The 12,960-nt window shown below is 64.8% G+C and carries 12 protein-coding genes; 10 read left to right on the plus strand and 2 right to left on the minus strand.

Features of this window, described 5'->3' with window-relative positions; genetic code table 11:
* Window positions 1–668: dihydrodipicolinate synthase family protein (locus tag EOA38_RS13685; protein ID WP_127299426.1), on the plus strand; the 668-nt coding region annotated here is incomplete at its 5' end.
* 97 nt (window positions 669–765) lie between these two features.
* Window positions 766–1,029, plus strand: coding sequence for a hypothetical protein (locus EOA38_RS13690; RefSeq protein ID WP_126092012.1), 264 nt, complete (start codon window positions 766–768; stop codon window positions 1,027–1,029).
* Window positions 1,030–1,542: 513 nt separating this feature from the next.
* On the opposite strand, the gene EOA38_RS13695 is transcribed toward EOA38_RS13690, so the two are convergent.
* Complete coding sequence (locus EOA38_RS13695) at window positions 1,543–2,721, minus strand: SGNH/GDSL hydrolase family protein (RefSeq protein WP_189434656.1); 1,179 nt, start codon at window positions 2,719–2,721, stop codon at window positions 1,543–1,545.
* A 376-nt stretch (window positions 2,722–3,097) separates the two neighbouring features.
* Between EOA38_RS13695 and EOA38_RS13700 the strand changes: the two genes are divergently transcribed.
* The 8 genes from EOA38_RS13700 to EOA38_RS13735 all read left to right on the plus strand — a co-directional run bounded on the left by EOA38_RS13700 (window position 3,098) and on the right by EOA38_RS13735 (window position 12,087).
* Complete coding sequence (locus EOA38_RS13700; protein ID WP_126092010.1) at window positions 3,098–4,210, plus strand: sugar ABC transporter substrate-binding protein; 1,113 nt, start codon at window positions 3,098–3,100, stop codon at window positions 4,208–4,210.
* A 73-nt stretch (window positions 4,211–4,283) separates the two neighbouring features.
* Complete coding sequence (locus tag EOA38_RS13705; RefSeq protein WP_127299428.1) at window positions 4,284–5,804, plus strand: sugar ABC transporter ATP-binding protein; 1,521 nt, start codon at window positions 4,284–4,286, stop codon at window positions 5,802–5,804.
* 23 nt (window positions 5,805–5,827) lie between these two features.
* On the plus strand, window positions 5,828–6,778 hold the full coding sequence (locus tag EOA38_RS13710; RefSeq protein ID WP_127299429.1) for an ABC transporter permease: 951 nt from the start codon (window positions 5,828–5,830) through the stop codon (window positions 6,776–6,778).
* A 176-nt stretch (window positions 6,779–6,954) separates the two neighbouring features.
* Window positions 6,955–7,839 carry an AraC family transcriptional regulator gene (locus EOA38_RS13715; protein ID WP_126092007.1) on the plus strand — a complete coding sequence of 295 codons (885 nt, stop codon included), beginning with the start codon at window positions 6,955–6,957 and terminating at the stop codon, window positions 7,837–7,839.
* A 112-nt stretch (window positions 7,840–7,951) separates the two neighbouring features.
* Window positions 7,952–8,680: an SDR family oxidoreductase gene (locus EOA38_RS13720; RefSeq protein ID WP_126092006.1), complete on the plus strand. Its 729-nt coding sequence runs from the start codon at window positions 7,952–7,954 to the stop codon at window positions 8,678–8,680.
* A 32-nt stretch (window positions 8,681–8,712) separates the two neighbouring features.
* Window positions 8,713–10,320: an FGGY-family carbohydrate kinase gene (locus tag EOA38_RS13725; RefSeq protein ID WP_126092005.1), complete on the plus strand. Its 1,608-nt coding sequence runs from the start codon at window positions 8,713–8,715 to the stop codon at window positions 10,318–10,320.
* Between the two features lie 111 nt (window positions 10,321–10,431).
* Window positions 10,432–10,827, plus strand: a complete 396-nt coding sequence (locus EOA38_RS13730; RefSeq protein ID WP_126092004.1) for a hypothetical protein — start codon at window positions 10,432–10,434, stop codon at window positions 10,825–10,827.
* A gap of 69 nt (window positions 10,828–10,896) precedes the next feature.
* Window positions 10,897–12,087, plus strand: a complete 1,191-nt coding sequence (locus tag EOA38_RS13735; protein WP_126092003.1) for an NADH-quinone oxidoreductase subunit D — start codon at window positions 10,897–10,899, stop codon at window positions 12,085–12,087.
* Window positions 12,088–12,206: 119 nt separating this feature from the next.
* Here EOA38_RS13735 and EOA38_RS13740 read toward each other — a convergent pair whose 3' ends face one another.
* On the minus strand, window positions 12,207–12,641 hold the full coding sequence (locus tag EOA38_RS13740) for a hypothetical protein (RefSeq protein ID WP_126092002.1): 435 nt from the start codon (window positions 12,639–12,641) through the stop codon (window positions 12,207–12,209).
* Between the last annotated feature and the right edge of the window lie 319 nt (window positions 12,642–12,960).

Below are 12,960 nucleotides of genomic sequence, written 5' to 3' on the forward strand. Positions count from 1 at the left end.
CACGCGGCCTGATGGTGATCCCGCGCGTCCTGTCGCGCGGACCGTCGGTGACGGCGCAGCGCCACCACTTCAAGGCGATCCTCGCCGCCGCCCCCGACCTGCCGGCTGTCATCTACAACAGCCCTTATTACGGCTTTGCCACGCGCGCCGATCTGTTCTTCGCGCTGCGCGCCGAACATCCGAACCTGGTTGGCTTCAAGGAGTTCGGCGGACCGGCGGATTTGCGCTACGCGGCGGAAAACATCACCAGCCGCGATGATGAGGTTGCGCTGATGATCGGCGTCGACACCGCCGTCTTCCACGGTTTCGTCAATTGCGGCGCCTCCGGCGCCATCACCGGCATCGGCAACGTGCTGCCGAAGGAAGTGCTGCATCTCGTGGGTCTCAGCCGGGCGGCGGCGAAGGGCGACGCCGAAGCGCGCCGGCTGGCGCTGGAGCTGGACGCCGCGCTTGGCGTGCTCTCGTCCTTCGACGAGGGTCCGGACCTGGTGCTCTATTTCAAGCACATGATGGTGCTCAAGGGTAACCCCGAATACCGGCTTCACTTCAACGAGACGGACGCCCTGACCGACAGCCAGCGCGGCTATGCCGAGGCCCAGCTCAAGCTGTTCGACGCCTGGTATGCCCAGTGGTCGAGGCAGCCTGCTATGGCAAGATACGCTGCCTGACCGGCCTGCATGGCGGCGGGGAGTCACCTGAACCATCCGCGCTCCCTCCGCCATCGCTGCATGGCACATACGCGACGCGGATGAGGATAGGGAGGCGGTGGAGGCGATCTATGCCCATCACGTCCTCCACGGCCTGGCCACCTTCGAGACGATGCCGCCACAGGCAAGCGAGCTGGAAGCCAGGCGCGAGACGGTCGTTTTGGCCGGCACAGCTGGGCGCCAGACCGATCCGTCTCCGATCACCTGTGCACGGGTAGATGCGGAAGGTCCGTTGGGTAACAGTTTTTGGTGTCGCTCGCCTTTGTCCGGCATGCCGCGCCGGACCAATGATCAGCAGGCAACTGCTGGCACCCCGCAATGATCAATGTCGCAGCCAGCGTGATCAAAGCGGGCATGCTTCGCATCAGAGACCCTCCAACTGGCGGAGCTTTCTCATCCACAATGACAGCCGAAGTCTCCACGCTTTTTGTTTTCATCTTTTCTGTTCCCATAGTCTTTGGTTAAATTTGGATTGATCTGCAGCACCGCTCAGCAGTAAAGCGATATAGGGGTATCTTATGGGGATCGCCTTCGCCTTCTTTGAGCCAGATCAAATCTGCCTCCGCGAGCCGCTGTGTAGGATTTAGCTGATGCTTCTGGGAGAAGCGCCGAGACCTGTTGGAGCTGCTACCGCTCAACGAACTCCGACTTCGCCTTTCGTTTCCCGAACGACTTTGGAGTTGGCGGATGGTTCCCAATCTCGCCGCCAGGGGCTCCGGTGGGATCTGCCTGCTTGATCCAAGGACGGCAACCAACCCTGCAAGTCGGACACGACCACGGCGAGGATGCCGACCACGACGGCGTTCCAAGTAAGAATTGGGTCGCTGCTGCCTTCTCAGCCTACCAGCAAACCCTCGAAAGCTTTCTCGAACACCTTGGCCATTTCGGCGTAACCGTCATCGGACGGATGCAGGCCGTCGCCGCAATCGAAGGCGGCGAGCAGCCTGGACGGATTGGCAGGATCGGCCAGCGCGCGCTCGAAATCGACGACGACATCGGCTTCGCCGGATGTCCTGATCCAGGCGTTCACCGCCTGTCGGTCGCGCTCCTTGGACGCCGAGTAGAAGGTCTTTAGCGGCAGGCCCTCGAACGCGCCGCCGAAAGGCGGCAGCGTGCCGAGCAGCACCTTGATGCCGTTGAGGCGGGCGCGGGCGATGATCTGCCGGTAGGCCGCGATCAGGCTTTCGACAGCGACTGCCTCTTGGCTTCCGGCAAGCATGGTTTCCGGCCAGCCGATGTCGTTGATGCCTTCCAGCACCGAAATCCATTTGACGTTCGGAAAGCTCAGCACGTCGCGGTCGAAGCGGGCGAGCGCGTTAGCGCCGCGGGCACGGCTGGCGAGCACGCGGTTGCCGCCGATCCCCTGGTTGAGGACGCCGATGCCCGACAGCCGGCCGCTTTGGGCGAACCGCTCCGCCAGCCGGTCCGGCCAGCGCGCATTGCCGTCGATGCTCGAGCCGAAGCCGTCGGTGATGGAATCGCCGAGGCAAACCAGCGAGCCACTGCCCGGCCCGCTCTCGACCAGGACGGCGCTGAGGAAATAACGGCTGGTCGAGGTCTGCTGCACCGGCAATTCGGGCGCTTCGGCGAAATCGCCGAACTCGGAGATATAAGCGGTCTGTTGCGCCTCGTAGTGATAGGTCTCGATCGGCGCGAAGTCGGGGAAATAAAGGCTGATCGCAATCTGTCCGAGATCGGGAACCTTGAGCTCGATCGGGTCGCTGAGCAGCGGCGCGCCGGGCGCCAGATCGGCCTGCCTCTCGCCGCCGAATGTCACATGCCGGATCGTCGCGGCATCGACCGCGCCCTCCTTCGCGGCAAGGGCCACGGTAGCGGCGCCGATCCGGATCGGCGAGGCGCCATATTCGTTGGACAGCCTCAATCGCAACCTCTCGCCGCCCTTGCTGACGCGCAACACCTGGCGCACCGTCTGCTGGTGGAAGCCGTAGAGCACGGCGTCTCCGGGCCAGACATTCATCGGGCTGGCGCTCCAGGTTCCGATCCAGTGTTCCATCTTCTCCATCCCTTCGATTTTCGGCGTAGCCCGCGCGAACACAGATAGCCGCGGCGCGCGACGCAGGCTACCGGTTGCGCTTTCCGCGACACATACATTTTTGACTCGCCGCACCACGCACCTGCAGTCCAGCCCTTCGCTTTCCGGAATGATGGCGCAGCCGCAACATCGGTTTTCCCGAGCGGAATCAAAAAAGTACTAACACCTGCCCCGGAACGTGGTGGCTGGCCGGACAGCGCGCGCCTAGCCTGAAATCGACATCAGATCGCCGGGGGAGGAGACGTCCGGAAGATGTCCAGGGCTGCATGCCCCGTCGGGCGGCTTCGTGGAAAAGCCGCGCCGGCAATGGATTCCAACCATTTTCAGGGAGCGAGACATGGGTTCCGAAACCAAGAGCTTTATGATGAACCGCCGCACGCTTTTGCAGGGTGCGGCAGCCACCGCCGGCGGCCTGTTGCTGGCGAGTGGCGAGCGCGCTGCGGCGCAAGGCGCGGCCTCCAAAATTGTGGCCTGGGAGACCGGCTATCTCGGGTTCTTCTTCTTCGTCGTGCTGCAGGAGGCGCTGAAGCGCAAGGTCGAAAGCCTCGGCCTGGAGTTCGTCGGCAAGGACGCCAATGGCGATGCCAACGCGCAGGTCAACGACTGGAACAGCCTTCTGTTGCAGAAGCCGCGCTACCTCATTTCCGACGCACTGGACTCGGAACTGCTCATCCCGCTGGCCAAGAAGGCGACGTCGCTTGGCGTGCCGCTCGGCATGGTCGACACCGTGCTCACCGGCGGCGAGGTGGCCGCCTCCGTCACCTTCGACAACAAGCAGTCGGGCGTCATGGCGGCCGAGAAGACCGCTGAGCTTTTGACCAAGAAACATGGCTCGCCGAAGGGCAGCGTGCTCAACAATTACGGCTCGCTGACGGCGGTCGCGCTGCGCGACCGCAAGGACGGTTTCGAGGACACGCTGAAGAGCAAATACCCCAACATCGAGATCATCTCGCGGCCGCAGAACAACCAGCATGAGCAGGCGCTCGCCGTGGTCTCGGCGACGCTGCGCGAGCGGCCGGACCTCGACGCCATCCACATGCCGACCGACATCTTCGTCGTCGATGCGCGAAAGGCGCTCGAAACGCAGAAGCGGCTGTTCCCGGTCGGCCACGAGAAGCACATCATCCTGACCAGCATCGATGCCTCGCCGAACGCGCTGGAATGGGTGAAGGCCGGCGAGATCGACGCCGATATCGCGCAGGACCCGATCGCCTATGTCGAGATCGTCGTCGACCTGCTGGAAGAATACACGCTGAAGGGCAAACCGGTCCCGACCGGACCCTACGAGAACAAGAAGTATTTCTGGGAGAAGGGCACGATCGCCGACAGCCCGTGCGGCCCGCTGCTGACCATCCCGCCCTACTTCCTCACCAAGGAGAACGCCGACGACCCGCGCCACTGGGCCAATGTCGTGACCCAGGTGTGGAAGATGCAGCAGAACGCCGGCTGAGATCGCAGCCGACGAGACGGGTGGGAACGCGCCGTCGCGTTCTCACCCCATTTCGGAATTACCGGTTATCCAGATGAATGTCGCCGAAGGCACGATCGTGCCCGATAGTCTTGCGCCGGACAACGCCGGTGCTGTCCTGACCGTCGACAACGTCTTCAAGCGCTTCGGCCCGCTTGCGGTGTTGGACGGCGTCTCGCTGACCGTCTCGAAAGGGGCGATCCATGGCCTGCTCGGCAAGAATGGCGCCGGCAAGTCGACGCTGTCCAACATCATCGCCGGCCAACAGGATCGAACCGCCGTCATGGTGCAAGAGGCCGGCGAGGACGTATCGGCCCTGCCGCTGACGGCGCGCAGGAAGCGCGGGCTCCATCTTCTCTCCCAGCATTCGGAGATCTTCGAGGACCTTTCGATCGGCGAGAACCTTCTGCTGCCGGAATTGCCGAGGCGCTTCGGCCTGACCGACTGGGCAGCGCTTCATCGCCTGGCGGCGCGCCAGCTCGAAAGCCACGGCATGCCGGTCGACCCGCGGCGGCGCGCCGGCGACCTCGGCGCCAGCGACAGGCGCAGGCTCGCCATCATCAAGGCGGTCGCGGCCGAAGCCTCGCTGATCATCCTCGACGAGCCGACGGCGGGCCTGGCCGCGGCGGAACGGCTGCATCTTCTCGAATGGGTAGAAAGCCTCACCGAAAGAGGCACATCCTTCATCTACATCTCGCACCACAATGACGAGGTGCGGCAGCTTTGTTCGGAATACACGGTCCTGCGTGACGGCAAGGTCACCGCCAGCGGCAAGGCGGCAGAGCTTTCGGCCGACGCCATGGCGCGCGTCATCACCGGCGCCGATGTCGCCGAGTTCCACCGCAGCCGCGAGAACTACTCCGCCGCCATCGCGCTCCGCGGGCTTTCCTTTCCCGGCGGCGGACCGGTCGACCTGACGATCGGCCGTGGCGAGATCGTCGGCCTCGTCGGTCTGCTCGGCGAAGGGCCGCAGGAACTGATGCGGGCGCTCGGCGGTCTGCTTCCCATCGAAGCCGGCGCCGTCATCATCGATGGGCGGGAGGCGCGTCTCGGCTTGCCGGGGCAGAGTCTCGACTCGGGCATCGCCTATCTCACCCACGACCGCATCGGCGAAGGTCTGGTCGGCTCGATGTCGGTGACCGAGAATCTCAACCTCGGCAATTGGCCGCGGTCGCTCGGCTGGCTGGTCAGCGGCGCCGGTATGAGCCGCCGCATGCGCGAGGCGCGCGGCGCCATGGATATCGTCATGGGCAGCGGCGGCCAGGAGATCGGCGAACTGTCCGGCGGCAACCAGCAGAAGGTGCTGCTCGGCCGGCTGCTGGAACGCAAGCCAAGGCTGCTTCTGCTCGACGAGCCGACCGTCGGCGTCGATGTCGCCGCCAAGGAACAGATCCACCGCCTGATCGACGATGCGACGAAGAAGGGCGTCAGCGTGCTGCTGCTCGCCCAGGACCCGGAAGAGATGCAGCGCCTCGTCGACCGCGTGGTGATCTTCTCCAGGGGTCGTATCGCGCGCACGCTGCAGGGCGCCGAGATAACCATCGACGCGATCGCCGAAGCGAGAACGGCGCGATGAAAGTTTTGAGGTAAGGCTCCGAAATGGCCAGCAAGAAATTCCTTCTCGACAATGTGGTCTGGATCCTGATCGTCGTGTTCAGCATCCTTGCCGGTTTCCTCAATCCGTTCTTCCTCTCGGAAGGCAATCTGCAGAACGTGCTGGTGCAGGCGACCACGCTGGGCGTCCTTGTGCTTGCGGTTTCCTTCACGCTTCTGATCGGCGAGATCGACCTGTCCGTGGTCGGCAATCTCGTCTTCTCGAGCATGGTCGGCGCCTATGCCATGCAGCAGTTCGGCGTCCACTGGACGCTTGCCGTCCTCATCACCATCGCCGCCGGCGTGTTTGTCGGCCTGCTCAACGGCTACTTCGTCACTTATCTGCGCATGAACTCGCTGATCGCGACGCTGGCGATGGGGCTTTTCCTGCAAGGGGCGGTGCTCGGCGCCACGCAGGCGCGCACCATGGTCGTCACCGACGAAGGCTACAGCTACATAGGCAGCGCCACCATCGGCAACTGGCCGGTGATGCCGATCGCGCTGTTCGTCGCCTATCTCCTGGCCCATGTCGTGCTTGCCTATTCGGCCTGGGGGCGGAACCTCTACGCCACCGGCGGCAACCGCCGGGCGGCCAACGCCGCCGGCATCAACGTCAAGCGCGCAAGGCTCGGCGCCTTCACCGCCTCGGGCTTCCTCGCGGGGCTCGCCGGCTTCCTCTACACCTCCTATCTTGGCGGCGTTAGCGTCACCGTCGGCAGCACGACGCTGCTCTATGCCGTGGCGGCACCCGTCATCGGCGGCGTCTCGCTGTTCGGCGGGCGCGGCCGCGTCATCGGCATGCTCGGCGGCACGCTGCTCATCACCGTCATCCAGACCGGCCTGCAGCTCATCAATGTCTCGGCCTATTATATCCAGATGATCGGCGGAGCGATGATCCTGCTCGCGATCGCCGTCGACGCCTTCCGCATCAGAAGCGAGGAGCGCGGCGTCGTTTGAAGGCGGCGTCGGCTTTGTGGAGGAGGCTCAGGATAGTCAAAAAAGTACTAATGGTCGGACGGGAACATAGTGGCGCCGGTTTTGTCGGCTCAGTAGTCTGGCCGGTATGAGACCGATGGGAGGTGGCGCGTCGACGAGGCGATCGCGCTCAGGGTTTCGATTCGGGAGGAACAGCGATGAAACCTGATCTCGAGGTTGTGCAGATCAGGCCGGGCGAGTCGTTCACCGCCTGGTCGCACGGCTATCCGTTCCGCACCGTGCGCTGGCATTTCCATCCGGAATATGAGCTGCATCTCATCGTCGCCACCCGCGGCCGTTATTTCGTCGGCGACTTCATCGGCGAGTTCGAGCCGTTCAATCTGGTGCTGACCGGCCCCAACCTGCCGCACAACTGGGTGAGCGATGTGCCGAAGGACGCGACGGTGCCGCTGCGCTGCCGCATCATCCAATTCAACGAGGGCTTCATCGACGGCGCCATCAACACCTTCCCCGAGCTTGGTGCACTGACGCCGGTGCTGGAGGCCTCGCGCCGCGGCGTCCTGTTCAGCCGGCAGACCAGCCGGCAGCTCGCCCCGCTGATGGAAGAGATCATGAATTCGCAAGGTGTGCGCCGCATCGAGCTGTTCATGATGATGATGGGCCTGCTCAGCCGCGCGGAGGGCGCGCGGATGCTCGCCAGCGCAAGCTACCTGCCCGACCCGTCGGGCTATATGTCGGCCGGCATCAACAAGGCGCTTGCCTATCTGCGCGAGAACCTGACCCAGCCCTTCAGCGAGACGGATCTGGCCGCCATCGCCGGCCAGTCGCCCAGCGTCTTTTCACGCTCCTTCCGCCAGCATACCGGGATGACGCTGGTGCAATATGTGAAGCGGCTGCGCATCAATCTGGCCTGCCAGATGCTGATGAGCGACGAGCAGGCCTCGATCACCAATATCTGCTTCGAGGTCGGCTACAACACCCTTTCCAACTTCAACCGGCAGTTCCTCGCCGAGAAAGGCATGACGCCTTCGCATTTCCGGCGGCTGACACTGCACAATATCAACCTGGCGAAAGCGGCCTAGCCAGCCGGCACGACAGACAGCGGAAGACGGTAGCCGGGAGCAAGCCGACCCCGGCGAGGCGAAGCGTTGCCTGCGTGCGGACTGGAACGGCAAGACGGAACATGAGGACCCCATGGCTCAGAAACTGATCGACAAGGTCGCCGCGGTCACTGGAGCCGCCTCCGGCATCGGACTCGAATGCGCCCGCATGATGGTCTCGGAAGGCGCGCGCGTGGTGCTGGTCGACCGCGACGGAGAGGCGCTGCGCGCCGTCTGCGAGGAACTTGGCCCGGCGGCGATCCCGTTGCGGGTCGATCTGACGGATACCGCCGATGCAGCCCGCATGATGCCCGGGATCCTCGACCGTGCCGGCCGGCTCGATATCTTCCACGCCAATGCCGGCGCCTATATCGGCGGCGAGGTGGTGAGTGGCGACCCCGATGCCTGGGACCGCATGCTGAACCTCAACATCAACGCCGCCTTCCGCTCCATCCGGGCCGTGCTGCCGCATATGGTCGAACGCAAGACGGGCGACATCGTCATGACCAGCTCGATCGCCGGCCTGGTGCCCGTCGTGTGGGAGCCGATCTACACCGCTTCCAAGCACGCCGTGCAGGCCTTCGTGCACACAGTCCGGCGGCAGGTCGCCAGATACGGCCTGCGCGTCGGCGCCGTCGCACCCGGTCCGGTTGTCACCGCGCTCATCAAGGATTGGCCGAAGGACAAGCTCGAGCAGGAGCTTGCCGCCGGCGGGCTGATGCAGCCGATCGAAGTGGCGGAAGCCGTCATGTTCATGCTGACCCGGCCGCGCACCGTCACCATTCGCGATCTTGTCATCCTGCCGCAAAGCAATGACCTATAGAAACCGTTTGGACCGGCGAAGGATCTGAAGTCATGAGCAGCCATTTCATCGGCATCGACATCGGCACCGGCAGTGCCCGCGCGGGCATCTTTGACGAACAAGGTGTGCTGCTCGCCTCCGCCAAGGCCGACATCGCCATCTGGCACGCCGAAGGCCACATCGTCGAGCAGTCGAGCAACGACATCTGGCGCGCCGTCGCGGCCACCGTCCGCGAGGCCGTGTCGCTAGCCGGCATTTCAGCGCAATCGGTGCATGGCATCGGCTTCGATGCGACCTGCTCGCTTGTCGTTCTCGGGCCGGGCGGCGCGCCGCTGACGGTCAGCCCGTCGGGCGATCCGGAGCGCAACATCATCGTCTGGATGGATCACCGCGCCACCGATCAGGCGCGCCGGATCAACGACACCGGCGAGGACGTGCTGCGCTTTGTCGGCGGCACCATCTCGCCGGAGATGGAAACGCCGAAACTCCTGTGGCTCGCCGAGAACATGCCCGGGACCTTTTCGGCGGCATGGCAGTTCATGGACCTCGCCGATTTCCTCACCTGGCGGGCAACCGGCAGCCTGGCGCGCTCGACCTGCACCGTGACCTGCAAATGGACCTATCTCGCGCACGAGGCGCGCTGGGACGACGCCTATTTCCGCAAGGTCGGGCTGGGCGCGCTTGCGGATGAGAAATTCACGCGGATCGGCACCGAGATCGTGGCGCCCGGAAGCGCGCTCTCCAACGGCTTGACGGACGAGGCGGCGGCCGAGCTCGGCCTGTTGCCTGGAACGCCGGTCGCTGCCGGCATGATCGATGCCCATGCCGGCGGCATCGGCTCGGTCGGCGCGCGCGGCGGCGCCGGCGACGTGACGACGCGCATGGCCTATGTCTTCGGTACTTCCGCCTGCACCATGACGACGACCGAGCAGGCGGCCTTCGTGCCTGGCGTGTGGGGGCCTTACTTCTCCGCCATGGTGCCGGGCCTGTGGCTGAACGAAGGCGGCCAATCGGCGGCGGGCGCCGCCATCGATCGTCTCGTCGGCATGCACCCCGCCGCCGTCGAGCTTGCCGGCATCGCGGCGCGCAGCGGCCAGAGCCTCAGCCAATGGCTGGCGCAGGAAGCCGAACGGCACGGCGGCGCGGCCAGGGCCGATAGGCTTATCGGCAGCCTGCACGTCGTTCCCGAATTTCTCGGCAACCGCGCGCCTTTGGCCAACCCCGAAGCGCGCGGGCTGATTGCCGGGCTGGACATGGCGACCGGCGCCGACAGCCTCGTCGCGCTCTATCTCGCCGGCCTGTGCGGCCTCGGTTATGGCGCGCGCCAGATCCTGGCGGCCATGCATGGCCGCGGCATCGAGATCGATACGATCGCCATCAGCGGCGGCGCGGGACAAAGCCCGCTCGTGCGGCAGCTCATCGCCGACGCCACCGGCAAGGTGGTCTACGCGCCGACGTCCCCCGAGCCGGTGCTGCTCGGCTCGGCGATGCTCGGCGCCGTGGCCGCCGGCCGCCACCCCGACCTTCCTGCGGCCATGGCGGCGATGTCGGAGGTGGGCGAGGTCTATTCGCCGAATTCTTCGCTCGCCGCCTGGCACGACAGGCGCTTTGCCGCGTTCGAACGCCTGCAGGCCGCCGCGCTGTCGGTGCTGGCCGTGTGAGATCTCCAGCCGCCTCCCGCCGACGTTCACCGTCACTTGCACTCTTCGCCCGGAACCATCGCCGGGCGGAGGGGTTGTGTCGTCAGACTTCGAGAGACGGAAGGAAAGACGATGCGGACGTTGACGATGATGCTCGCTCTTTCGACCTTTGCCCTGGCGCAGCCGGTGTCGGCTCAACGCGCCGATCCGCAACCGCCCCAGGCTCTGCCGCCGGCTGAACAGCCTCTGCCCGACCAGGTGCAACCCGATCCGGGAAATTCCGGCCAGAGCGTTACCAATGTTGTGGTGGTGGCGATGGAGGACTTGCCCGCGGAGATCAAGGCCCAAGCCGAAGCCGTGGTCACCAGGACGACCGCCAAGGACCTGGCCAAGCTGCAGAAATCGATCGATGCCTCACCCGAGGCGGTATCGGTGCTGCATGCAAACGGGCTGAATTCCTCGCAGGTCGTTGCGGCCAACATCGACGGCGACGGCACGCTGACGCTGATCATCCAGACCACGACGTGACCGGCGTCGTCAGACGCGGCTGACCCGACCGTCACGGCCAACAAGACCAGATTCCGCGGAGGGGCCGCCATGGCCGAAACCGCCGTCCGCAATTTCACCCTCAACTTCGGACCGCAGCATCCGTCGGCGCATGGCGTGCTCAGGCTGGTGCTGGAGCTGGACGGGGAGATCGTCGACCGCGCCGATCCGCATATCGGCCTGCTGCACCGCGGCACGGAAAAGCTGATCGAATACAAGAACTATCTGCAGGCCCTGCCGTACTTCGACCGGCTCGACTATGTGGCGCCGATGAACCAGGAGCATGCCTTCTGCCTCGCCGCCGAGAAGCTGCTCGAAATATCGGTTCCCCGGCGCGGGCAGCTCATCCGCGTCCTGTTTTGCGAGATCGGCCGGCTCTTGTCGCATCTGCTCAACGTCACCACGCAGGCCATGGATATCGGCGCGCTGACGCCGCCGCTCTGGGGCTTCGTCGAGCGCGAGAAGCTGATGGTGTTCTATGAGCGTGCGTCCGGCGCGCGCATGCACGCCAATTACTTTCGGGTCGGCGGCGTGCACCAGGATCTGCCGGGGCAGTTGCTCGACGACATCTGGGATTTCTGCGATCCGTTCCTGAAGGTCTGCGACAACCTCGAGGAACTCCTCACCGACAATCGCATCTTCAAGCAGCGCAACGTCGACATCGGCGCGATCTCTCTCGACGACGCCTGGGCCTGGGGTTTTTCCGGCCCGATGGTGCGCGGCTCGGGCGCGGCCTGGGATTTGCGCAAGGCGCAGCCTTACGAGTGCTACCCCGAGATGGAATTCGACATTCCGGTCGGCAAGCACGGCGACTGCTACGACCGCTATCTCGTGCGCATGGAGGAGATGCGGCAGTCGGTGCGGATCATGAGGCAGTGCCTGGAAAAACTGCGCTCGACCGATGGCCAGGGGCCGGTCGCCGTGCCCAACCAGAAGATCACCCCGCCGCCGCGCGCCACCATGAAGCGCTCGATGGAGGCGACGATCCACCATTTCAAGCTCTATACCGAGGGCCATCGCGTGCCGCCCGGCGAGGTCTACGCCGCGGTGGAAGCCCCGAAAGGGGAATTCGGCGTCTATCTGGTCTCGGACGGCAGCAATGTTCCGTACCGCTGCAAGATACGCGCGCCGTCTTTCGCCCATCTCCAGGCGATGGACTATCTGTCGCGCGGGCACATGATCGCCGACGTCGCGGCAATCATCGGCTCGCTGGACATCGTGTTTGGCGAGATCGATCGCTGACTGATGACGTGGAGTGCCAGGCGTCGCTACGATGGAGCGGCGGGAGAGTATGCAACTCCCCCGCCGCTTCGGGTCCGGTATTGAGCCTTCCGCGCGGTTCCGCGAACCGCGGCCATTGCTCAGTACGTGAACAGGCCTCTCAGCCAGGCAAGAATGCCTGAGCCCGGCGAGATGGCCGCACGGACACGGGACGCCGCCCAGCGTGCCGGCAGGTTGGCGCCGACATGGCAATGGCAGACGACCTCGTGCAGCTGCCAGTCGCTAAGCTCGAAGAAGCGCTTCGCTTCGCCGTAACTGTCGTCCTGCAAACCTTGAGCACGAAAGATCGGGTCTTCGAAAGCGACAGTGATCGGCGATCCGGCCGCACGCATTCTTTCGCGCACTTCTGGAGTGGCATATTCGGTGCCCGCAAGCGCCATGAGGCGCCGGCCGGGGTCTTGCTCGAGAAGTTGCGCCCAGCGTTCGAGGCGCTGGCCTCGACTGGCGATGAGAACCGCTGCTTCAGCATGAACGTCGGCAACGGCATTGAGTTGGTCTACGGTTTGGTGCTTCAAGGCCGCCTCCTATGTCGGCAGATGATCACCCGCCCCACTACGGAACTAAGGCGCTGCATGGCGCCGGCAAGAGCCGAAACGGGTTATGAGAATCATTTGATCGGCATTCGTGTCCCGCGCCGCCGGATTGCGACGGATTCGCGTTGGAACCATCCGCGGGCGTGACCGTTCTGCCAGCGTCAGCCGCCCCCCGGACGCTCGATGAGCGCCAGGGAATGCGGTGATCAATCCATCATGTTCTGGTCGAGCGGATGTCCGGTTGCCGGAAACCCCATCACGCCGACGGCCCGCCAGCGCAACGAGGGAACCACTTTATGGC

It is taken from the genome of Mesorhizobium sp. M1E.F.Ca.ET.041.01.1.1 (assembly GCF_003997355.1).
Lineage (GTDB): Bacteria > Pseudomonadota > Alphaproteobacteria > Rhizobiales > Rhizobiaceae > Mesorhizobium.